15 protein-coding genes are annotated in these 23,042 nt (G+C 61.5%); 13 read left to right on the top strand and 2 right to left on the bottom strand.

Annotated elements, in window-relative coordinates; all coding sequences use genetic code 11:
* Positions 1-107: 107 nt before the first annotated feature.
* Entirely contained in the window at positions 108-2,327 is a 2,220-nt protein-coding gene (locus tag ACV8MC_RS04675; protein ID WP_064363276.1) for a primosomal protein N', read from the bottom strand.
* Positions 2,328-2,611: 284 nt separating this feature from the next.
* Between ACV8MC_RS04675 and rpmE the strand changes: the two genes are divergently transcribed.
* The 3 genes from rpmE (at position 2,612) to ACV8MC_RS04660 (ending at position 5,110) form a co-directional block, all read left to right on the top strand.
* Positions 2,612-2,833 (top strand): 50S ribosomal protein L31, encoded by a 222-nt coding sequence (gene rpmE / locus ACV8MC_RS04670; protein WP_041477565.1) that lies wholly within the window; start codon positions 2,612-2,614, stop codon positions 2,831-2,833.
* Between the two features lie 41 nt (positions 2,834-2,874).
* The gene (locus tag ACV8MC_RS04665) at positions 2,875-3,657 is read left to right on the top strand and encodes a thermonuclease family protein (RefSeq protein ID WP_457264608.1); all 783 of its coding nucleotides are present in this window, start codon (positions 2,875-2,877) and stop codon (positions 3,655-3,657) included.
* Positions 3,658-3,841: 184 nt separating this feature from the next.
* A complete protein-coding gene (locus ACV8MC_RS04660; protein WP_016772053.1) occupies positions 3,842-5,110 on the top strand; it encodes a malic enzyme-like NAD(P)-binding protein in 1,269 nt (422 codons plus the stop codon).
* 320 nt (positions 5,111-5,430) lie between these two features.
* Here ACV8MC_RS04660 and ACV8MC_RS04655 read toward each other — a convergent pair whose 3' ends face one another.
* Positions 5,431-7,875, bottom strand: coding sequence for a penicillin-binding protein 1A (locus tag ACV8MC_RS04655; protein ID WP_457265527.1), 2,445 nt, complete (start codon positions 7,873-7,875; stop codon positions 5,431-5,433).
* A gap of 219 nt (positions 7,876-8,094) precedes the next feature.
* On the opposite strand from ACV8MC_RS04655, the gene ACV8MC_RS04650 reads away from it, so the two are divergent.
* The 10 genes from ACV8MC_RS04650 to ACV8MC_RS04605 all read left to right on the top strand — a co-directional run bounded on the left by ACV8MC_RS04650 (position 8,095) and on the right by ACV8MC_RS04605 (position 22,864).
* Positions 8,095-9,159, top strand: a complete 1,065-nt coding sequence (locus ACV8MC_RS04650) for a pilus assembly protein PilM (protein WP_252883035.1) — start codon at positions 8,095-8,097, stop codon at positions 9,157-9,159.
* Positions 9,159-9,725 carry a PilN domain-containing protein gene (locus tag ACV8MC_RS04645; RefSeq protein ID WP_056787334.1) on the top strand — a complete coding sequence of 189 codons (567 nt, stop codon included), beginning with the start codon at positions 9,159-9,161 and terminating at the stop codon, positions 9,723-9,725. The genes ACV8MC_RS04650 and ACV8MC_RS04645 overlap by 1 nt, the downstream gene beginning before the upstream one ends.
* Positions 9,722-10,345 carry a type 4a pilus biogenesis protein PilO gene (pilO, locus tag ACV8MC_RS04640; RefSeq protein WP_041477570.1) on the top strand — a complete coding sequence of 208 codons (624 nt, stop codon included), beginning with the start codon at positions 9,722-9,724 and terminating at the stop codon, positions 10,343-10,345. Before ACV8MC_RS04645 ends, pilO begins: the two co-directional genes overlap by 4 nt.
* Entirely contained in the window at positions 10,342-10,866 is a 525-nt protein-coding gene (locus tag ACV8MC_RS04635) for a pilus assembly protein PilP (protein WP_041477571.1), read from the top strand. The genes pilO and ACV8MC_RS04635 overlap by 4 nt, the downstream gene beginning before the upstream one ends.
* 13 nt (positions 10,867-10,879) lie before the next feature.
* On the top strand, positions 10,880-12,967 hold the full coding sequence (gene pilQ, locus ACV8MC_RS04630; RefSeq protein ID WP_056787342.1) for a type IV pilus secretin PilQ: 2,088 nt from the start codon (positions 10,880-10,882) through the stop codon (positions 12,965-12,967).
* Positions 12,968-12,971: 4 nt separating this feature from the next.
* Entirely contained in the window at positions 12,972-13,490 is a 519-nt protein-coding gene (gene aroK, locus ACV8MC_RS04625; protein ID WP_024011270.1) for a shikimate kinase AroK, read from the top strand.
* A 152-nt stretch (positions 13,491-13,642) separates the two neighbouring features.
* Entirely contained in the window at positions 13,643-14,743 is a 1,101-nt protein-coding gene (aroB, locus tag ACV8MC_RS04620) for a 3-dehydroquinate synthase (protein ID WP_041477573.1), read from the top strand.
* Positions 14,744-14,753: 10 nt separating this feature from the next.
* Entirely contained in the window at positions 14,754-16,352 is a 1,599-nt protein-coding gene (locus ACV8MC_RS04615) for an AAA family ATPase (protein ID WP_457264605.1), read from the top strand.
* Between the two features lie 614 nt (positions 16,353-16,966).
* Entirely contained in the window at positions 16,967-21,412 is a 4,446-nt protein-coding gene (gene gltB, locus ACV8MC_RS04610; protein WP_252877287.1) for a glutamate synthase large subunit, read from the top strand.
* Positions 21,413-21,445: 33 nt separating this feature from the next.
* Complete coding sequence (locus ACV8MC_RS04605; RefSeq protein ID WP_457264603.1) at positions 21,446-22,864, top strand: FAD-dependent oxidoreductase; 1,419 nt, start codon at positions 21,446-21,448, stop codon at positions 22,862-22,864.
* Positions 22,865-23,042 lie beyond the last annotated feature (178 nt).

Genomic DNA, 23,042 nt, shown 5'->3' with positions numbered 1-23,042 from the left:
TTTCGCGAGCAGGCTCGCTCCCACAAGGTTTTTGCGCAGGACACACAAGGTATGTACGGCGCTGATCCGTTGTGGGAGCGAGCCTGCTCGCGAAAGCGATCTTCAGCTCAATACAGATCCACCGGATCAACATCCAGCGACCAGCGCACTGCCCGCCCACTCGGCATCTGCTCCAGCACCAGCATCCAGCTCGCCAGCAAGCGGTGCAGCGGTGCCCGCGCGGTCGCCTGTAACAACAGCTGGGCGCGATAACGCCCGGCTCGGCGCTCCATCGGCGCCGGCACCGGCCCGAGCAATTCGATGCCGCTCAGATTCAACTCGGCCAGCAGGCGTTCGGCTTCGCTGCACGCTTCATCGAGAAAACCTTCCGCCTGCCCCGGCTTGTGCGCTTCGGCGCGCAGCAGCGCCAGATGGGCAAACGGCGGCAACCCGGCCGCGCGGCGCTCGCTCAAGGCTTGTTCGGCGAAGGCGAAATAACCCTGCTCGGTCAGTTGCACCAATAAAGGATGGTCGGCCAAATGCGTCTGGATGATCACCCTGCCCGGCTCCTCAGCCCGGCCGGCGCGCCCGGCGACCTGGACGATCAACTGCGCCATGCGCTCGCTGGCGCGGAAGTCGCCGGAAAACAGGCCACCGTCGGCATCCAGAATCGATACCAGCGTCACCCGGGGGAAGTGGTGCCCTTTGGCCAACATCTGCGTGCCGACCAGAATGCACGGCTGACCCTTTTGAATCGTCGCAAACAGCTGATTCATCGCGTCCTTGCGCGAGGTGCTGTCGCGATCGACGCGCAGTACCGGGTAATCCGGGAACAGAATCGCCAGGCGTTCTTCGGCGCGTTCGGTGCCGGCGCCGACGGGGCGCAGATCGACCTTGCTGCACTTCGGGCACTGGCGCGGCGTGCGCTCGACGTTGCCGCAGTGGTGGCAGCGCAACTCGCCGTAACGTTGATGCACGGTCATGCGCGCATCGCAGCGCGAGCACTCGGACATCCAGCCGCAATCGTGGCAGAGCAGGGTCGGGGCAAAGCCGCGACGGTTGAGGAACACCAGCACCTGCTGGCCGTTGGCGAGGGTCTGGCCGATGGCTTGCTGCATCGGCCCGGAAATACCGCTGTCGAGCGGACGGCTTTTCACGTCCAGCCGCAGGAAGCGCGGTTGCTTGGCGCCGCCGGCGCGCTCGTTCAGGCGCAACAGGCCATAGCGACCGGTGTAAGCGTTATGCAGGCTTTCCAGCGACGGCGTGGCGGAGCCGAGCACGATCGGGATGTTTTCCTGCCGTGCGCGTACCAGCGCCAGATCGCGAGCGTGGTAGCGCAGACCTTCCTGCTGTTTATAGGAGCCGTCGTGCTCTTCATCGATGATGATCAGCCCGGGATTTTTCATCGGCGTGAACAGCGCCGAACGGGTGCCGATAATAATGTCGGCCTCGCCATCACGGGCGGCGAGCCACGCGTCGAGGCGTTCGCGATCATTTACCGCCGAGTGCAGCAGGGCGATGCGCGCATTGAAGCGCTGTTCGAAGCGCGCCAGAGTCTGCGGGCCGAGGTTGATTTCCGGGATCAGCACCAGTGCCTGTTTGCCGGCTTCGAGGGTTTCGCGGATCAGTTGCAGATAGACTTCGGTCTTGCCGCTGCCGGTGACGCCGGCCAACAGGAAGGCGTGATAGCTGTCGAAGCCAGCGCGAATCGCTTCATACGCCGCACGTTGTTCGCTGTTGAGCGGCAGCTCCGGTTGCGCCAGCCAGTGTTCATGGCGAGCGCCGGGGGCGTGGCGGCGGATTTCGACTTGCACCAGTCCCTTGGCCAGCAACAGATCGAGGCTGTCCTTGCTCAGCATCAGTTTGCTCAGCAACTGATGGGCGACGCCGTGGGGGTGCTGGGCCAGCGTGGTCAGCGCCTCGCGCTGGCGTGGCGCACGGGCGACTCGTGGGTCATCGACGCTGGCGCCGGGGGCCACTGACCAGAAGCGTTCCTGGCGGGCTTCGGCCAGCTCGCCCTGACGCAGCAGCACTGGCAAGGCCCAGTTCAAGGTGTCGCCGAGGCTGTGCTGATAATACTGCGCCGTCCACAGGCACAGCTTGAACAGCGCCGGCGGCAGCGGTGAAGTCGAGTCGAGGAGGGCCAGTGCCGGTTTGAGTTTTTCTGCCGGCACCTCGCTGGTGTCGGTGACCTCGACGAGAATCCCGATCATCTCGCGCCGACCGAACGGCACCCGCAAGCGCATGCCCGGCTGCAATTGCTCACGCCGCACCCCGGCCGGCGCCCGGTAATCGAACAGGCGGCGCAGAGGCGAAGGCAGGGCAAGGCGCAAAATGGCGTCGGGCACGCGGGGGGATCTCGATACGCAAAATGATCGGATATGCATGACCTGTGGGAGCGAGCCTGCTCACGAAGGCGGTGGGTCAGGCAACACATGTGTCGACTGCCATGGCGCCTTCGCGAGCAGACTCGCTCCCACAGGGAAGTGCGTTCAAGGCCGGGAGCCTAGCAGACGGTCGGTCTCGGTGACAGCTTGCGCGATTGAAAAGGTCTGGTAGAATCCGCGGCCTAATTACGTGCGGTATTCAACAATAGTGTTGGGTGGCGGCACGCTAGCCTGAGGAAGACACCATGAAAGCCGATATCCATCCGAACTACCCGGAAATTGCTGTTACCTGCAGCTGCGGTAACAAGTTCGAAACTCGTTCGACCTACGGCAAAGCCCTGGCGATCGACGTTTGCAACGAATGCCACCCGTTCTACACCGGTAAGCAGAAGACTCTGGACACCGGCGGCCGTGTGCAGAAGTTCGCAGACCGTTTCGCTACTTTCGGCGTCGGCAAAAAAGCCTGAGGCTGATCATTTTGGATGGTCGTTTCGACTTCTCCAGACTGATGAAAAAGGCGTCCCTTGCGGGCGCCTTTTTTGTGTCTGCGATTTGGCTGTCCGCCGCCCAGGCGTTCTGCCCGACACCCGCAGGGCTGACCAGCGTCAGCGTGCAGCGGGTGGTCGATGGCGACACCCTGCGCCTGAGCGACGGGCGCAATGTGCGCATGATCGGCCTCAATACGCCGGAACTGGGCAAGCAGGGCCGCAGCGACGAACCCTTCGCCGTGGCGGCGCGTAAACGCCTGCAAGCGCTGGTGGATGAGAGCGGCGGCCGGGTCGGCTTGCGGCCCGGCAAGCAGGCGAAAGACCATTACGGCCGTACGCTCGCGCATGTTTACAGCGTCAGCGGAGTGAATCTCGAAGCGCAAATGCTTGCCGATGGCCTGGGTTTTCACGTTGCGGTGGCGCCGAATGTCGACCTGGTCGCCTGCCAGCAGGCCGCCGAACGCAGCGCTCGACAGGCCGGGGTTGGTCTCTGGCGGCAATCGCCGGTGCGGAAAGCGCAGGAGATCCAGCGTTCAGGCTTTGCCGTAGTCAGCGGTCGGGTGAGCAAGGTGCAGCGCAATCGCGGCGGAATCTGGATCGAGTTGCAGGACAGGCTTGTATTGCGGGTTGCACCCAATCTGCTCGGACGATTTGACAGTGCTGATCTGGAAGCACTGAAAGGCAGGCAGATCGAGGCGCGTGGCTGGGTGGTTGACCGAACCCGGCGCGGTGGATTGCAAAAAGGTCAGGCGCGCTGGTTGTTGCCGTTGACCGATCCTTCGATGCTGCACGTGCCGCGTTGAAGAAAAATTGTAGACATTTTTACAGCTGATTGTGAACAGTCCAGCCCTTGTGCGCCGTGGCTCTTGGCCCAAAGTCGTAGGGCAGGGCGCTTGACAGCGGTGACTGCCCAGTCTTGTGGGGACTTTGCGAGGCGCGTATCCTCGCTGACCAGTCTGTCCAACAGTAAAAAAGCGGAATGCCAAAATGTCTGATCTGAAAACTGCCGCTCTCGAATACCACGCCAATCCTCGTCCGGGGAAGCTGAGTGTCGAGCTCACCAAGGCCACTGCTACCGCCCGCGACCTGTCGCTGGCCTACAGCCCCGGCGTAGCTGAACCAGTACGCGAGATCGCTCGCGATCCTGAACTGGCCTACAAATACACCGGCAAGGGCAACCTGGTGGCAGTCATTTCCGATGGCACCGCGATTCTCGGCCTGGGCAACCTCGGCCCGTTGGCGTCCAAGCCTGTGATGGAAGGCAAGGGCGTACTGTTCAAGCGTTTCGCCGGCATCGACGTATTCGACATCGAAGTCGACTCGGAAAGCCCGCAAGCCTTCATCGACACCGTCAAGCGCATCTCCATCACCTTCGGTGGCATCAACCTGGAAGACATCAAGGCGCCAGAGTGCTTTGAGATCGAACGCGCTCTGATCGAGCAGTGCGACATTCCGGTGTTCCACGATGACCAGCACGGCACCGCGATCGTGACCGCTGCCGGCATGATCAACGCCCTGGAAATCGCTGGCAAAACCCTGCCGGAAGCAAAAATCGTCTGCCTCGGCGCCGGCGCTGCCGCCATCTCCTGCATGAAACTGCTGGTGAGCATGGGCGCTCGCATCGAAAACATCTTCATGGTTGACCGTACCGGCGTGATCCACTCCGGCCGTGACGACCTGAACCAGTACAAAGCCGTGTTCGCCCACGCTACCGAGAAGCGCACCCTGGCAGACGCACTGGCAGGCGCTGACGTATTCGTCGGTCTGTCCGGTCCGAACCTGCTGAGCGCCGAAGGCCTGCTGTCGATGGCGGCCAACCCGATCGTGTTCGCCTGCTCCAACCCGGATCCGGAAATCTCCCCGGAACTGGCGCACGCCACCCGTAGCGACGTGATCATGGCTACCGGCCGTTCGGACTACCCGAACCAGGTCAACAACGTGCTGGGCTTCCCGTTCATCTTCCGTGGTGCCCTGGACGTTCGCGCCAAGCGCATCAACGAAGAAATGAAAGTCGCCGCCGCCAACGCCCTGCGCGAACTGGCCAAACTGCCTGTTCCACAGGACGTGTGCGATGCCTACGGCGGTGCTCCGCTGGAATTCGGTCGTGAGTACATCATTCCGAAGCCAATGGACAAGCGCCTGATCACCCTGATCTCCGACGCCGTGGCCAAGGCCGCGATCGAGACCGGCGTTGCTACTCTGCCGTATCCGAAGAACTACCCGCTGAAAAGCGTGGATGACGTGTTCAACGGCTAAGTCGTTGTAGCGTGTCATACAAAAGCCCCGGCTCGTGAGAGTCGGGGCTTTTTTATGCCTGAAGATCAAGAGCCCCTCACCCTAACCCTCTCCCAGAGGGAGAGGGGACTGATTGGGGGACGCTTGGGAGCTACGCCGACCTGAATGTATGGTTTTGAATCCATAATCGACACCACACTTTCAGGTCGGTGTTTGACCCCAGACAACTCGGTAAGTCCCCTCTCCCTCTGGGAGAGGGTTAGGGTGAGGGGCTTTTGATCTTCGGGTAATAAAAAGCCCCGCACTTCTCACGAAGACGGGGCCTTTTTGCGGCATCAGGATCAGAACAAATCGATCGGCGCCTGCTCATCCGCCGGCAGCGGGCTGCCTGGCACTGCGCCGTTGCCCAGCTCGTTCACCGATGGCGGCGTGTCTTCGGCCTTGAACAGTTCGAAGTATGCGCCCGCTGTGCTCGGTGTTGCTGCACGGCCGCTGACCGGATCCACCCGCAGGCTGAGCAGACCTTCTGGCTCAGGCTGCACATGCGGCGGCTTGTCTTTCAGCGCGGCCGACATGTAATTCATCCAGATCGGCAGCGCCACGGTGCCACCGAACTCACGGCGCCCGAGGCTTTCCGGCTGGTCGAAACCGGTCCACACGGTGGTTACGTAATCAGCGTTGTAACCGGAGAACCAGGCATCTTTCGATTCGTTGGTGGTACCGGTTTTGCCGGCGATGTCGCTGCGGCCCATGGCCAGTGCACGGCGGCCGGTGCCGAGTTTGATTACGTCCTGCAGCATGCTGTTGAGGATGTAGGTGGTGCGTCCATCGACAATCCGCTCGGCCACGGCCGGCGCTTGCGGCACTGCCGGATTGCCGGGCGCTTCACCGGCAACCGGTGTGGCGTTGACCGTGAACGACTCGGTGGCTGGCGCAGCGATACCGTCGGTCGCCGAACCACCCTGTGGCACGGTCGGCGGGTTGGCGACGAACAGCGTGTCGCCGTTACGGCTTTCGATCTTGTCGATGATATACGGAGTGATCTTGTAGCCACCGTTGGCAAAGGTGCTCCAGCCAGTGGCGATTTCCATCGGCGTCAGCGTTGCGGTGCCGAGTGCCAGCGACAGGTTCGGCGGCAGGTCCTGCTTGTTAAAGCCGAAGCGAGTGATGTAGTCGATGGTCTTGCCCACGCCCATGGCCTGCAGCAGGCGGATCGACACCAGGTTGCGCGACTTGTACAGCGCTTCACGCAGGCGGATCGGGCCGAGGAAGGTGTTGGTGTCGTTCTTCGGTCGCCAGACCTTGTCCAGGTACTCGTCGACGAACACGATCGGCGCATCGTTGACCAGGCTGGCAGCGGTGTAGCCGTTATCCAGCGCGGCGCTGTAAACGAATGGCTTGAAGCTCGAACCCGGCTGACGCTTGGCCTGCATGGCACGGTTGTAGTTGCTCTGCTCGAAGGCGAAGCCACCCACCAGCGAACGGATCGCACCGTTCTGCGGATCCAGCGACACCAGTGCGCCCTGAGCCTGGGGAATCTGGCTGAATTTCAGCGAATTGTCCGTCTGGCGCTGCACGCGGATCAGATCACCGACCTGCGCCACATCCGACGGCTGGCGCGGGTTGGCGCCCATGCTGTTGGTGTTGAGGAACGGTCGCGCCCATTTCATCGTGTCCCAGGCTACGTGCTCTTCTCCGGTGCGGGTCAACACTTGCAGGCCGGTTTTATCGACTTGGGTAACGATCGCAGGTTCGAGGCTGCTGATGGTGCGCTGCTTGGTCAGTTCGCTGGCCCACGCTTCGCGGGTCTTGCCCGGCAGGCGCGACTCGGGGCCACGGTAGCCGTGGCGCTGGTCGTAGGTCATCAAGCCTTCGTGCAGCGCGGTGTTGGCCATTTCCTGCAGATTGCTCGGCACTGTGGTGGTGACACGGAAACCTTCGGTGTAGGCCTCGCTGCCATAACGACCGACCATTTCGGCACGGGCCATTTCGGCGATGTACGGTGCGTTCACTTCCGGGGTCGGTACGTGATAGCTGGCGTTCAATGGCTCGTTGATCGCCGCGGTGTAGTCGGCTTCGCTGATCTTGCCCAGCTTGTACATGCGCCCGAGGATCCAGTCGCGGCGTTCTTTACTGCGCGCCGGGTTGGCCAGCGGATTGAAACGCGACGGTGCTTTCGGCAGGCCGGCGATCATCGCCATCTGCGCCAGGCTGATGTCACGGATCGATTTGCCGTAATACACCTGCGCCGCCGCCTCGATGCCGTAGGCGCGGTTGCCCAGGTAGATCTTGTTGACGTACAGCTCAAGAATCTCGTCCTTGGTCAGCTGTCGCTCGATCTGCAAGGCGAGGAGAATTTCTGTGGTTTTACGCGAGAAGCTGCGCTCGCTGGTGAGGAAGAAGTTCTTCGCCACCTGCATGGTGATGGTGCTGCCGCCGGACTGAATATGTCCGCTCTTGACCAGTTGCGTCGCCGCGCGCATCAGGCTGCTCGGGTCGACGCCATAGTGGTTGGCAAAATTGTCGTCTTCAGCACTTAGTAACGCATTGATGAAGTTGGGCGGAATGTCGGCGAAACGAATCGGTGTACGGCGCATTTCGCCAAATTCTGCGATCAACTTGTTGTCGCTGCTGTAGACGCGCAGAGGAATCTGCAACTGAATGCTTCTCAGCGCCTCCACAGACGGCAAACCCGGACTAAGGTAAAGAAAGGCGCCGCTGAGACCTAAGAGCAGTCCGCAGAAAACGGCGACGATGGACCAACCGAAAAATTTCAGCAGACGAATCAAGGCTTTTGGACATCCAGGGCAAAGAATGAATTTGGCACGGGGCTGCGGTTACACACAGAGCCATCCGCGCTGGCAGTAAAAAGCGGAAAAAATCGCTGGGCATTATAAGCACTTTTCCGTCGGGGGCGTCATTGGCGCTTCTGTCAAGACGGGGGTGAAGGAACGCAATGCGTATTACAGAGTCCGTAACTCACGGAAAGTCATAGGGAATTGGTAGTGCTGGGACTCTTCAATAAAAAGACCAATGCGTTACTGGGGATCGACATCAGCTCCACGTCGGTGAAGCTGCTGGAACTGAGCCGTCAGGGCGAGCGCTACCGGGTCGAGGCCTATGCGGTGGAGCCGTTGCCGGCGAACGCCGTGGTCGAAAAGAACATCGCCGACCTCGAAGGCGTCGGCCAGGCGCTGAGCCGGTTGCTGGTGAAAGCGCGAACCGGGGTCAAGAGCGTGGCGGTGGCGGTGGCCGGTTCTGCGGTGATCACCAAGGTCATCGAGATGGACGCCGGGCTGTCTGACGACGAACTGGAAAACCAGCTCAAGATCGAGGCCGACCAATACATTCCCTATCCGCTGGACGAAGTCGCCATCGATTTTGAAGTCCAGGGCGTCTCGCCGCGCAACCCGGAACGGGTCAACGTGCTGCTTGCCGCCTGTCGCAAGGAAAACGTCGAGGTGCGTGAAGCGGCGCTGGCGCTCGCCGGCCTGACCGCGCGGGTGGTGGACGTCGAGGCCTACGCCCTCGAGCGCTCGTTCGGTCTGCTGGCGACGCATCTGGCGGCCTCCCAGGAGCGCCTGACCGTGGCGGTGGTCGACATCGGTGCGACCATGACCACTCTCAGCGTCCTGCACAACGGCAAGATCATCTATACCCGAGAGCAATTGTTCGGCGGACGCCAGCTCACCGAAGAGATCCAGCGCCGCTACGGCCTCACGGTCGAACAGGCGGGCCTGGCGAAAAAACAGGGCGGGCTGCCTGACGATTACGTCAGCGAGGTCTTGCAGCCATTTCGCGAGGCGCTGGTGCAGCAAGTCTCGCGTTCGCTGCAGTTCTTCTTCGCCTCCGGGCAGTACAACGCGGTCGACCATATCCTGTTGGCCGGCGGCACCGCCTCGGTGCCCGGCCTGGACCGTCTGATCGAACAGCGGCTGGACACGCCGACGCAGGTCGCCAACCCATTCGCCGACATGGCCTTGGGCAGCAAGGTCAACGCAGGAGCGCTGGCCAGCGACGCGCCAGCCTTGATGATTGCCTGCGGGCTCGCGCTCAGGAGTTTCGACTGATGGCGCGGATCAACCTTCTCCCCTGGCGCGAGGAACGCCGCGAAGAACGGCGCAAACGCTTTCTGCTGGTACTTATCGGCGTGCTGGCCGGCTCGATCGGCGCGGTGCTGATTGCCGACCAGATCATCACCGCAGCGATCGAGCGGCAGATGGCGCGCAACGATTACATCGGCAAACAGATTGCCGTGGTCGACGAACGCATCAAACAGATCAGCGAACTCAAGGCGCGCCGCCAGCAACTGGTCGAGCGCATGCGCATCATCCAGGACCTGCAGGGCAATCGGCAGATCAGCGGGCGGGTCTTCGACCAACTGGCGCGTACCCTGCCGGACGGCGTGTATTTCACCGATGTGAAAATGGCCGGCAAGACCCTGTCCATCAGTGGCGCGGCGGAGTCGAACAACCGGGTCTCCGAGCTGATGCGCAATCTCGACGCGTCCGACTGGTTCGACGCGCCAAGCCTGAATGAGGTCAAGGCCACCAGCGCCGATCAGGTCGAACAGGCCAACGTCTTCCAGCTGACCGTTCGTCAGACCCAGCCCAAGGTTGTGGAGGACGAGCAATGAACGCCTCCGAATGGCTGCAAAGCCTGCGCAATATCGATTTCAACGACCTCGACACCAGCAACATCGGCTCCTGGCCCCCGGCGGTAAAAACCCTGTGCGGTGCGCTGGTGATGGTGTTGATCCTCGCGCTTGGCTATTACTTCTTTATCAGCGATATGGAAAATCAGCTCGACCTCAAGCGCGAAGAGGAAACCACCCTCAAGGAACAATTCGCCAGCAAGGCGCGGCTGTCGGCGAACCTTGAGCTGTATACCCAGCAAATGAAGGAAATGGAAAACACCTTCGGCGTGCTGCTGCGGCAATTGCCCAGCGACACCGAAGTGCCGGGCCTGCTCGAAGACATCACTCGCACCGGTCTGGGCAGCGGCCTGGAATTCGAAGAGATCAAGCTGCTGCCGGAAGTGACCCAGCCGTTCTACATCGAGCTGCCGATCCAGATCACCGTGACAGGCGCCTATCACGACCTCGCGACCTTCGTCAGCGGCGTCGCCGGGCTGCCACGAATTGTCACTCTGCACGATTTCGAACTGGCGCCAGCCAATCCCGAGGGCGGGACGAAGCTGCGCATGAGCATTCTTGCCAAGACGTACCGCTATAACGACAAGGGGCTGGAGAAATGACCCCGATTCGTTATCTCGTCCTGCCCATGATGCTGGCGTTAAGCGGCTGCGGTGGCGGCGATGACTTCAGCGACCTCGACGCGTACCTCAACGAAGTGCGCCTGCGTCCGGCGGGCAGGATTGAACCAACGCCGACATTCCGGTCTTACCCCACATTCACTTACAGCGCCGCCAACCTGCGCAGCCCGTTTTCGCGGCAGGCGCGGGTCGATCTGGCCGGGCAGAAACACGGTTCGCGCAACGTCAAACCCGACCCCAATCGGGTCAAGCAATACCTTGAAGGGTTCAATATCGAGCAGTTCGAAATGGTCGGCACGATTGCCAATGCCTCGGGCTCGTTTGCGCTGTTGCGCGGCGCAGGCGGGGTGCATCGTCTCAAGGTCGGAGACTACCTGGGCCGCAACGACGGCCGCATCGTCGCCATCAGCCCTACCCAGGTCGATGTCGTCGAGATCGTGCCCGACGGCGCCGGCGCCTGGCTGGAGCGGCCGCGCACCATTCCTTTGAAAGAGCACTCATAGTGGAAGTCGAATAATGAACAGGATTTTCTCCACCCTCGGTTTTTCGCTATGGATAGCGCTGGTGTCACCGATGGTAATGGCGGCCAGTCTGAAAGCGCTGGATGTTGCCGCGCTGCCGGGTGACCGCGTCGAACTGAAGCTGTCGTTCGACGGCCCGCCACCACAGCCCAAGGGCTACACAACCGAGTCACCGGCACGCATTGCACTGGATCTGCCGGGCGTGACCAGCCAGATGGCCAACAAGAATCTTGATCTGGGCAGCGGCAACGCGCGCACGGCCACGGTGGCCGAAGCCAAGGATCGCACGCGGCTGATTGTCAGCCTGACGCAGTTGGCGCCTTACAGCACGCGGGTCGAGGGCAATAATCTGTTTGTGGTGGTCGGTCAGGGCGCTTCCGCGACTGCGCCGCGCCCGGCTGCCGTTGCACCGCGTGCCGCCACGGCCGCCACGGCCGCTGCGGCACCTGCCAGACCAGCCGCGCAACGCAGCAGGGCGATTCGCGGCGTCGATTTCCAGCGCGGCACCGAGGGCGAGGGCAATGTGGTCATCGATCTCTCTGATCCGACCATCGCCCCGGATATCCAGGAGCACGACGGCAAGATCATCCTCAGCTTCGCCCGTACGCAACTGCCGGAAAAACTGCGCGTGCGCCTCGACGTCAAGGACTTCGCCACCCCGGTGCAGTTCGTCAACGCAGCGCTCACCGGCGATCGTACGGTGATCAGTGTCGAGCCCAGCGGCACCTTCGACTATTCCACATTCCAGACCGACAACAAGCTCACCGTGAGCGTTCGTCCGATGAGCATCGACGACCTGCAAAAGCGCAACGCCGACCGTCAGGCCTATGTCGGCGACAAGCTCTCGCTGAATTTTCAGGACATCGACGTGCGCTCGGTGCTGCAACTGATCGCGGACTTCACCAATCTCAACCTGGTGGCGAGCGACACGGTGCAGGGCGGCATCACGTTGCGCCTGCAAAACGTGCCGTGGGATCAGGCACTGGATCTGGTGCTGAAAACCAAGGGGCTGGACAAGCGCAAGATCGGCAACGTGCTGCTGGTCGCGCCGGCCGATGAAATTGCCGCTCGCGAGCGTCAGGAACTGGAATCGCAGAAGCAGATCGCCGAGCTGGCGCCCCTGCGTCGTGAGCTGCTGCAAGTCAATTACGCCAAGGCAGCGGACATTGCCAAGCTGTTCCAGTCGGTGACCAGTGCCGAGGCCAAGGTCGACGAGCGCGGTTCGATTACCGTCGATGAGCGAACCAACAACATCATTGCCTACCAGACCCAGGATCGCCTCGACGAACTCCGGCGGATCGTCGCGCAGCTGGATATTCCGGTACGCCAGGTGATGATCGAGGCGCGCATCGTTGAGGCCAACGTCGATTACGACAAGAGCCTGGGCGTGCGCTGGGGCGGTTCGGTGCAGAACAAGGGCAACTGGAACGCCTCCGGGGTCAACGGTTCGTCGAGCACTATCGGTACGCCGGGCAGCACCGGCACCAACTCGCCGTTCGTCGACATGGGCACGGTCAATAACACTTCGGGGATCGGCATTGCTTTCATCACCGACAACGTACTGCTGGATCTCGAACTGACGGCGATGGAAAAAACCGGCAACGGCGAAATCGTCTCACAGCCGAAGGTGGTCACCTCGGACAAGGAAACCGCGAAGATCCTCAAAGGCACCGAGATTCCCTATCAGGAGGCGAGCTCCAGCGGCGCGACCTCGGTGTCGTTCAAGGAGGCTTCGCTGTCACTGGAAGTCACCCCGCAGATCACCCCGGACAACCGCATCATCATGGAGGTCAAGGTCACCAAGGATGAGCCGGACTACCTGAACAAAGTGCAGGATGTGCCGCCGATCAAGAAAAACGAGGTCAACGCCAAAGTGCTGGTAAATGACGGCGAGACCATCGTAATCGGCGGTGTTTTTTCAAATACTCAGAGCAAGGTCGTAGATAAGGTGCCATTTCTTGGCGATGTGCCGTATCTTGGCCGCCTTTTCCGGCGTGATGTGGTTTCGGAGAAAAAATCCGAGCTGCTGGTATTTCTCACTCCGCGTATCATGAATAACCAGGCGATTGCTGTGAGTCGTTGATTCTGTGCGAAATTTGATACTTGTAGGACCGATGGGTGCTGGCAAAAGCACCATCGGCCGATTGCTGGCCAAAGAGCTGCGCCTGCCGTTCAAGGATTCCGACAAGGAAATTGAGCTGCGCACGGGTGCCAATATCCCATGGATCTTCGACAAGGAAGGCGAGCCCGGCTTTCGTGACCGTGAGCAGGCGATGATCGCCGAGCTGTGCGCGTTCGATGGCGTGGTGCTGGCGACCGGCGGCGGCGCGGTGATGCGTGATGCCAATCGCAAGGCCCTGCATGAAGGCGGGCGCGTGGTGTATCTGCACGCCTCCGTCGAGCAGCAGGTCGGCCGCACCTCCCGCGACCGCAATCGGCCGCTGCTGCGTACCGCCGATCCGGCGAAAACCCTGCGCGACCTGCTCGAGATCCGTGATCCGCTTTATCGGGAAATTGCCGATCTGGTGGTGGAAACCGACGAGCGGCCGCCACGCATGGTGGTGCTCGACATTCTCGACCGTCTCGCGCAGTTGCCACCCCGTTAAAGCATCGCCCGAAATGCGCTATCCTCGGCGTCCTGTCAGCGCCCGCCGAGGGTGTGGCGGTTGCCGGGCGAGCGGCGTCATACCGCTACGAGCCGCAGAACACCAATAATTTCAGGGCAGGATGCCTGCTTCCATCTTCACTGTGGGGACACATGCAGACACTCAAGGTCGATCTAGGCGAGCGCAGCTACCCGATTCATATTGGCGAAGGTCTGTTGGATCAGCCGGAACTGCTGGCGCCGCATATCCACGGGCGGCAGGTGGCAATCATCTCCAACGAAACCGTCGCGCCGCTCTATCTCGAACGTCTGACCCGCAGCCTTGCGCAGTTTTCGGTTATCTCAGTGGTGTTGCCTGATGGCGAAGCCTTCAAGAACTGGGAAACCCTGCAACTGATTTTCGACGGTCTGCTGACCGCCCGTCATGACCGCCGCACCACCGTGATCGCCTTGGGCGGCGGGGTGATCGGCGACATGGCCGGTTTCGCTGCCGCCTGTTATCAGCGCGGTGTCGATTTCATCCAGATTCCGACCACGCTGTTGTCGCAGGTCGATTCCTCGGTCGGCGGCAAGACCGGCATCAACCATCCGCTGGGCAAGAACATGGTCGGCGCGTTCTATCAGCCGAACGTGGTGCTGATCGATACCGCATCGCTGAAAACCCTGCCGCAGCGCGAGCTGTCGGCGGGCCTGGCGGAAGTCATCAAGTACGGCCTGATCTGCGACGAGCCGTTCCTGACCTGGCTCGAAGAAAACGTCGACGCCCTGCGCGCGCTGGATCAAACCGCGCTGACCTATGCGATCGAGCGTTCCTGCGCGGCCAAGGCTGCGGTGGTCGGTGCCGATGAGAAGGAAACCGGCGTACGCGCCACGCTCAACCTCGGCCACACCTTCGGCCACGCCATCGAAACCCACATGGGCTATGGTGTCTGGCTGCATGGCGAGGCGGTCGCGGCGGGCACGGTGATGGCGCTGGAAATGTCCGCGCGCCTGGGCTGGATCAGCGAACAGGAGCGTGATCGCGGCATTCGTCTGTTCCAGCGGGCCGGTCTGCCGGTCATTCCGCCTGAAGAGATGAGCGAAGCCGATTTTCTCCAACACATGGCAATTGATAAAAAAGTGATCGACGGTCGTCTGCGCCTGGTGCTGCTGCGCCGGATGGGCGAAGCGGTAGTGACCGACGATTATCCGAAAGAGGTTCTACAGGCCACGCTGGGAGCGGATTACCGCGCCCTGGCTCAGCTTAAAGGTTAAAACGATTCCGATGACTAGTTTGCATGCCGACGAGGCGTTTCTCGGCCATTTCCAGTTAAGTCACGACCCGTTCGCGCCACGGGTGCCGGGCTTCAAATTCTTCCCGGCCCAGCGCAAACCGGTGCTGGGTCAACTGCATCACCTGGCGCGTTACAGCCAGTTGCTGCTGGTGGTCACCGGCCCGCAAGGCAGCGGCAAGACCCTGCTGCGGCAGGCGCTGGTGGCCAGCACCAATAAGCAATCGGTGCAGAGCGTGGTGGTTTCCGCCCGTGGCGCCGGTGATGCGGCCGGCGTGCTGCGCCAGGTGGCGCAGGCGCTGGATGTCGCTCAGGCCGAAGTCGGCGCGATTCTCGAGCAGGTGGTGCAACTGGGTCTGACCGGGCAGGAAGTCTATCTGCTGGTGGACGATGCCGAGCAGCTCGACGAGTCCGCGCTGGAAGCATTGATGGCGCTCGGCGCCGGCACGCCGGAAGGTCGTCCGCATGTGTTCCTGTTCGGCGAGTCGTCGCTGATCGCTCAGCTCGAGGCGTTGCAGCTCGAAGAAGAGCGTTTCCATGTCATCGAATTGCAGCCGTACACCGAAGAAGAGACCCGCGAATATCTCGACCAGCGGCTGGAAGGCGCGGGCCGGGGTGTCGAACTTTTCACCGCAGATCAGATCTCTGATATTCACGAAAGCTCCGAGGGCTGGCCGGGCAACATCAACCAGGTCGCTCGCGATGCACTGATCGAAGTCATGATTGCCAGCCGCTCTGCGGTCAAGCGTCCAAGTATGGGGTTCAACATGCCGAAGAAACACGTATTGGCGATTTCCGCCGTCGTTGTGGTCGCGGTTGCCGCCGCCTGGCTGATGCCGGGTCGCAGCAAGGCACCGACCACCGGTGCTCCGGCCAACGAACAGGCGCAACTGCCATTGGGTCAGGGCGCAGCGAACGGCGCCAACCCGTCCGTCGAATTCGCCGGCAACACCCAGCCGATGCCGCTGCCATTGGTCGGCAACTCGCAGCCGGTCATGCGTGGCCCGCTGGCCGAGGCCGCCGGTGGCATTACCGAAGGCGACGACGGCGTGCCACTGGAAGGCTCCAGCGATACGCCGCCGACCGTAACCACCTCTGCACCGCCTGCGGGCGTTCCGGCCGGTCCTGCGCCGACACCGGCTCCGACCCCTGCCGCCAAACCGGCACCAACACCGGCACCAACCCCGGCACCGACGCAGATCGCCACGGCCAAGCCCGCTCCGGCCACGCCAGCGCCCGCCGCGAAACCGACCCCTGCTCCGGCCAAGCCTGCCGACAAGCCGGTCACGGTTGCCAAAGCCGCCGGTGGCAGCTGGTACGCCGGTCAGCCGACCAGCAACTATGTCGTACAGATCCTCGGTACCAGCTCGGAAACCGCTGCGCAGAACTTCGTCAAGGAGCAGGGCGGCGAGTACCGTTATTTCAAGAAAGTCCTCAACGGCAAGCCGCTTTACGTGATCACCTATGGCAACTTTGCCAATCGTGATGCGGCCGTTTCTGCCATCAAGGCCTTGCCAGCGAAGGTTCAGGCTGGTAAACCTTGGCCTCGCACTGTCGCCAGCGTCCAACAGGAACTGGCAACAACTCGCTGAAGATTCGGCGGCCTTACCCAGGCCGCCTCTCCAAGCACCTCAAAATTTCTACGAGTGCGCGCCGCCTCTAGGGACGGTTGGCGCTTGCTGACGACCGCGACGCCGCCCCATTTTTTGCTGGGCAAGGCGCGAGGAACGCAGTTTGGTTTTTCCAAATAAGTTCCGAGCAACGCTGCCCAGCGAAAAATGGGGCGCGTCCCTTCGGGTTGCGCGCCAACGTGTGCGAGGCTGCGTTGCGGGATTTGCCAAGGGAACAACCATTGGCAGCATCCCGCGCCTTGCCTCGCACACGTTGGCGTGCAACGCGGTTCGCCAGCAAGCGCCAACCGTCCCTGCGGTCGCGTGCCTTGTGGTGTCTGCGTCACAGTAGTCTTTGAGTCGTTGCGGTCAAAATTAAAAAAGTTTTGACTAGCACAGCAGATCGCTTTAAACCTTTCACAAATGCGACATGAATTTGCGACAGTTCGTCGTCAAATTTGTGAGCCTCTGTGTCGCTGTGTACAATGACCACCCTTTTGCCCCCGCTAAGCCGGCGTACGTTCGGCGCGGAACGCAAGTGGTTGAATTGAAAAGAAATTTGCCTCGAATAGAGGCAGCCTGGTGAGAAAGTGTCTATGAAAGCAGGTCTGTACCAACCAGATGAATTCAAGGATAACTGCGGTTTCGGCCTGATAGCTCATATGCAGGGCGAGCCCAGTCATACCCTTTTGCAAACGGCCATTGAGGCCCTGACCTGCATGACCCACCGCGGTGGGATTAATGCCGACGGCAAGACCGGTGACGGTTGCGGTCTGCTGATTCAAAAACCCGACGCCTTCCTGCGAGCCATTGCCCAGGAAAGCTTCGGCGTCGAAATGCCCAAGCAATATGCCGTGGGCATGGTGTTCTTCAATCAGGATCCGGCCAAGGCCGAAGCCGCTCGCGAGAACATGAACCGCGAGATCCTCGCCGAAGGCCTGCAACTGATCGGCTGGCGCCAAGTGCCGATCGACACCAGCGTCCTCGGCCGCCTGGCCCTTGAGCGCCTGCCGCAGATCGAGCAGGTCTACATCGGCGGCGAAGGCCTGAGCGATCAGGACATGGCCGTGAAGCTGTTCAGCGCCCGTCGCCGTTCGTCGGTGGCCAACGCCGCTGACACCGACCACTACATCTGCAGCTTTTCGCACAAGACCATCATCTATAAAGGCCTGATGATGCCGGCCGACCTGGCCGCGTTCTATCCGGACCTGAGTGACGAGCGCCTGCAAACCGCGATCTGCGTGTTCCACCAGCGCTTCTCTACCAACACCCTGCCGAAATGGCCGCTGGCGCAGCCATTCCGCTTCCTCGCCCACAACGGCGAAATCAACACCATCACCGGTAACCGCAACTGGGCGCAGGCCCGTCGGACCAAGTTCACCAATGATCTGATGGATCTGGAAGAGCTCGGCCCGCTGGTCAACCGTGTTGGTTCCGACTCCTCGAGCATGGACAACATGCTCGAACTGATGGTCACCGGTGGCATCGACCTGTTCCGTGGCGTGCGGATGATCATTCCGCCAGCGTGGCAGAACGTCGAAACCATGGACCCGGATCTGCGTGCGTTCTACGAGTACAACTCGATGCACATGGAACCGTGGGACGGCCCGGCCGGCGTGGTGATGACCGATGGTCGCTACGCGGTGTGCCTGCTCGACCGTAACGGTCTGCGTCCGGCGCGCTGGGTCACCACCAAGAATGGTTTCATCACCCTCGCCTCGGAAATCGGCGTGTGGAACTACCAGCCTGAAGACGTGCTCGCCAAGGGTCGCGTCGGCCCGGGCCAGATTTTCGCCGTGGATACCGAAACCGGGCAGATCCTCGACACCGATGCGATCGACAACCGTCTTAAATCCCGTCATCCGTACAAGCAATGGCTGCGCAAGAATGCCCTGCGCATTCAGGCGACCATGGAAGACAACGACCACGGTTCGGCTTTCTACGACGTCGACCAGCTCAAGCAGTACATGAAGATGTATCAGGTCACGTTCGAAGAGCGTGATCAGGTGCTGCGCCCGCTTGGCGAGCAAGGTTACGAAGCCGTGGGCTCGATGGGCGACGACACGCCGATGGCTGTGCTGTCCCAGCGTGTGCGCACGCCGTACGACTATTTCCGTCAGCAGTTCGCGCAGGTGACCAACCCGCCGATCGACCCGCTGCGTGAAGCGATCGTGATGTCGCTGGAAATCTGCCTCGGTGCCGAGCGCAACATTTTCCAGGAGTCGCCGGAACACGCCTCGCGCGTGATCCTCAGCTCGCCAGTGATCTCTCCGGCCAAGTGGCGCTCGCTGATGAACCTCGACCGTCCGGGTTTCGAACGGGCGATCATCGACCTCAACTACGACGAAAGCCTTGGCCTCGAAGCGGCGATCCGCAACGTTGCCGATCAGGCTGAAGAAGCCGTGCGCGCCGGGCGTACCCAGATCGTCCTCAGCGACCGTCATATCGCCCCGGGCAAGCTGCCGATCCACGCTTCGCTGGCGACCGGTGCAGTGCACCACCGTCTGACCGAAAAAGGCCTGCGTTGCGATTCCAACATCCTCGTTGAAACCGCGACCGCCCGTGACCCGCATCACTTCGCCGTGCTGATCGGTTTCGGCGCCTCGGCGGTGTATCCGTTCCTGGCCTACGAAGTGCTGGGCGACCTGATCCGTACCGGTGAAGTCCTGGGCGACCTCTACGAGGTGTTCAAGAACTACCGCAAAGGCATCACTAAAGGCCTGCTCAAGATCCTGTCGAAGATGGGTATCTCGACCATCGCTTCGTATCGTGGTGCGCAGCTGTTTGAGGCCATCGGCCTGTCCGAAGAAGTCTGCGAGCTGAGCTTCCGTGGTGTGCCAAGCCGGATCAAGGGTGCGCGTTTCGTCGACATCGAAGCCGAGCAGAAAGCCCTCGCCGTCGAAGCCTGGAGCCCGCGCAAGCCGATCCAGCAGGGCGGTCTGCTGAAGTTCGTCCACGGTGGCGAATATCACGCGTACAACCCGGACGTGGTCAACACCCTGCAAGCCGCTGTGCAGCAGGGCGACTACGCCAAGTTCAAGGAATACACCTCACTGGTGGACAACCGTCCGGTGTCGATGATTCGCGACCTGTTCAAGGTCAAGACCCTCGACACGCCGCTGGATATCAGTGAAGTCGAGCCGCTGGAGTCGGTGCTCAAGCGTTTCGATTCCGCCGGTATCTCGCTGGGGGCACTGTCGCCGGAAGCTCACGAAGCCCTGGCCGAAGCCATGAACCGCCTCGGTGCGCGTTCCAACTCCGGCGAAGGCGGCGAAGATCCGGCGCGTTACGGCACCATCAAGAGCTCGAAAATCAAGCAGGTTGCCACCGGCCGTTTCGGTGTAACCCCGGAATACCTGGTCAACGCCGAAGTGCTGCAGATCAAGGTCGCCCAAGGCGCCAAGCCGGGCGAGGGCGGGCAACTGCCGGGCGGCAAGGTCAACGGGCTGATCGCCAAACTGCGTTACGCAGTGCCGGGCGTGACCCTGATTTCGCCACCGCCGCACCACGATATCTACTCGATCGAAGACTTGTCGCAACTGATCTTTGACCTCAAGCAGGTCAACCCGCAGGCGCTGGTTTCGGTGAAGCTGGTAGCTGAAGCGGGCGTCGGCACCATCGCCGCCGGTGTGGCCAAGGCCTATGCCGACCTGATCACCATTTCCGGCTATGACGGCGGCACCGGTGCTTCGCCGCTGACTTCGATCAAATACGCCGGCGCACCTTGGGAACTCGGCCTCGCTGAAACCCACCAGACCCTGCGCGGCAACGACCTGCGCGGCAAAGTCCGGGTGCAGACCGACGGCGGCCTGAAAACCGGCCTCGACGTGATCAAAGCGGCAATCCTCGGCGCCGAGAGCTTCGGCTTCGGTACCGCGCCGATGATCGCACTGGGCTGCAAATACCTGCGCATCTGCCACCTGAACAACTGCGCCACTGGCGTCGCGACGCAGAACGAGAAGCTGCGCAAGGATCACTACATCGGCACCGTCGACATGGTGGTGAATTTCTTCACCTACGTCGCCGAAGAAACCCGTGAGTGGCTGGCCAAGCTTGGTGTGCGCTCCCTCGAAGAGCTGATCGGTCGCACTGATCTGCTGGAAATCCTCGAAGGCCAGACCGCCAAGCAACATCACCTGGACCTGACCCCGCTGCTGGGCAGCGATCACATCCCGGCGGACAAACCGCAGTTCTGCGGCGTCGAGCGCAACCCGCCGTTCGATAAAGGTCTGCTGGCGGAGAAGATGGTCGAGCTGGCCTCGTCGGCGATCAACGACCTCAGCGGTGCTGAGTTTGAGCTGGATATCTGCAACTGCGACCGTTCGATCGGCGCCCGGATCTCCGGCGAAATCGCGCGCAAGCACGGCAACCAGGGCATGGCCAAGGCGCCGATCACCTTCCGTTTCAAAGGCACGGCCGGGCAGAGCTTCGGTGTGTGGAACGCCGGCGGTCTGAACATGTACCTGGAAGGCGACGCCAACGACTACGTCGGCAAAGGCATGACCGGCGGCAAGCTGGTCATCGTGCCGCCGAAGGGCAGCGTCTATAAAACTCAGGAAAGCGCCATCATCGGCAACACCTGCCTGTACGGCGCCACTGGCGGCAAGTTGTTCGCCGCCGGCACCGCAGGCGAGCGTTTCGCCGTGCGTAACTCCGGTGCCCACACCGTCGTGGAAGGCACTGGCGATCACTGCTGCGAGTACATGACCGGTGGTTTCGTCTGCGTGCTGGGCAAGACCGGTTACAACTTCGGTTCTGGCATGACCGGTGGTTTCGCCTACGTGCTCGATCAGGACAACACCTTCGTTGACCGGGTCAATCACGAACTGGTGGAAATCCAGCGGATCAGCGGCGAGGCGATGGAAGCCTATCGCAGCCACCTGCAGAACGTGCTGAACGAGTACGTCGCCGAAACCGACAGCGAGTGGGGTCGTGAACTCGCCGAGAACCTCGACGATTACTTGCGGCGTTTCTGGTTGGTCAAGCCCAAGGCTGCCAGCTTGAAAACCCTGCTTTCCAGCACTCGTGCCAACCCGCAGTGATATGCGCCTGAAGAGTTTGATGAGGTTTTAACAATGGCTGAACGTCTGAATAACGACTTCCAGTTCATCGATGTCGGGCGCAAGGATCCGAAGAAGAAACTGTTGCGTCAACGCAAGAAAGAGTTCGTTGAAATCTACGAACCGTTCAAACCCCAGCAGTCGGCCGATCAGGCCCACCGCTGCCTGGGTTGCGGCAACCCGTATTGCGAATGGAAGTGCCCGGTGCACAACTTCATTCCAAACTGGCTCAAATTGGTCGCCGAAGGCAACATCCTTCAGGCCGCCGAGCTGTCGCACCAGACCAACACCCTGCCGGAAGTCTGCGGCCGGGTGTGCCCCCAGGATCGCCTGTGCGAGGGTGCCTGCACCCTCAACGACGGCTTCGGCGCGGTGACCATCGGTTCGGTCGAGAAGTACATCACCGACACCGCGTTCGCCATGGGCTGGCGCCCGGACATGTCCAAGGTCAAACCGACCGGCAAACGCGTGGCGATCATTGGCGCAGGCCCGGCGGGTCTGGGTTGTGCCGACGTGCTGGTGCGTGGCGGCGTAACCCCGGTGGTGTTCGACAAGAACCCGGAAATCGGTGGCCTGCTGACCTTCGGCATCCCCGAGTTCAAGCTGGAAAAGACCGTGCTGAGCAATCGTCGCGAAGTCTTCACCGGCATGGGCATCGAGTTCCGTCTCAACACCGAAGTCGGCAAAGACGTGACCATGGAACAACTGCTCGCCGAGTACGATGCGGTGTTCATGGGCATGGGCACCTACACCTATATGAAGGGCGGCTTTGCCGGTGAGGACCTGCCAGGCGTTTATGACGCGCTGGACTTCCTCATCGCCAACGTCAATCGCAACCTGGGCTTTGAAAAGTCGCCGGAAGATTTCGTCGACATGAAAGGCAAGAAGGTTGTGGTGCTCGGCGGCGGCGACACGGCGATGGACTGCAATCGCACCTCGATCCGTCAGGGCGCCAAGTCGGTGACCTGCGCTTATCGTCGTGACGAAGCGAACATGCCCGGCTCGCGCAAAGAGGTGAAGAACGCCAAGGAAGAAGGCGTGAAATTCCTCTACAACCGCCAGCCGATTGCCATCGTCGGTGAAGACAAGGTTGAAGGCGTGAAAGTGGTCGAGACCCGTCTCGGCGAACCGGACGCCCGTGGCCGTCGCAGCCCCGAGCCGATCCCGGGTTCCGAAGAGATCATCCCGGCCGACGCCGTGGTCATCGCCTTCGGCTTCCGTCCGAGCCCGGCATCGTGGTTCGAACAGTTCGAGATCCAGACCGACAGCCAGGGCCGCGTTGTTGCGCCCGAGCAAGGTCAGTACAAGCACCAGACCAGCAACCCGAAAATCTTCGCCGGTGGCGACATGGTGCGCGGTTCCGACCTGGTGGTGACGGCGATCTTCGAAGGGCGCAATGCGGCTGAAGGGATCCTCGATTACCTGGGTGTCTAACCCCGGCGCCTGAGCCAAACGCAATACTCTTGTGGGAGCGAGCCTGCTCGCGAAAGCGGTGGATCAGTCAACAGAGATGTTGAATGTGAAGCCCTCTTCGCGAGCAGGCTCGCTCCCACCGTTGTTTCTCGGTGTTGCTGATAGCGCATTCCAACGCAATAAATTGACCCGATAGACA

The sequence above is a fragment of the Pseudomonas sp. PK-RTE-24 genome (assembly GCF_054052265.1).
The sequence above is the reverse complement of the archived record's forward strand: the minus strand, read 5'-3'. Positions and strand labels throughout refer to the sequence as shown.

What these genes read in the sequence shown, in the direction of transcription:
- rpmE (WP_041477565.1), top strand. Translation starts at nt 2,612, where the DNA reads ATGAAAGCCGATATCCATCCGAACTACCCGGAAATTGCTGTTACCTGC.
- ACV8MC_RS04665 (WP_457264608.1), top strand. Translation starts at nt 2,875, where the DNA reads ATGAAAAAGGCGTCCCTTGCGGGCGCCTTTTTTGTGTCTGCGATTTGG.
- ACV8MC_RS04660 (WP_016772053.1), top strand. Translation starts at nt 3,842, where the DNA reads ATGTCTGATCTGAAAACTGCCGCTCTCGAATACCACGCCAATCCTCGT.
- ACV8MC_RS04645 (WP_056787334.1), top strand. Translation starts at nt 9,159, where the DNA reads ATGGCGCGGATCAACCTTCTCCCCTGGCGCGAGGAACGCCGCGAAGAA.
- pilO (WP_041477570.1), top strand. Translation starts at nt 9,722, where the DNA reads ATGAACGCCTCCGAATGGCTGCAAAGCCTGCGCAATATCGATTTCAAC.
- ACV8MC_RS04635 (WP_041477571.1), top strand. Translation starts at nt 10,342, where the DNA reads ATGACCCCGATTCGTTATCTCGTCCTGCCCATGATGCTGGCGTTAAGC.
- pilQ (WP_056787342.1), top strand. Translation starts at nt 10,880, where the DNA reads ATGAACAGGATTTTCTCCACCCTCGGTTTTTCGCTATGGATAGCGCTG.
- aroB (WP_041477573.1), top strand. Translation starts at nt 13,643, where the DNA reads ATGCAGACACTCAAGGTCGATCTAGGCGAGCGCAGCTACCCGATTCAT.
- ACV8MC_RS04615 (WP_457264605.1), top strand. Translation starts at nt 14,754, where the DNA reads ATGACTAGTTTGCATGCCGACGAGGCGTTTCTCGGCCATTTCCAGTTA.
- gltB (WP_252877287.1), top strand. Translation starts at nt 16,967, where the DNA reads ATGAAAGCAGGTCTGTACCAACCAGATGAATTCAAGGATAACTGCGGT.
- ACV8MC_RS04605 (WP_457264603.1), top strand. Translation starts at nt 21,446, where the DNA reads ATGGCTGAACGTCTGAATAACGACTTCCAGTTCATCGATGTCGGGCGC.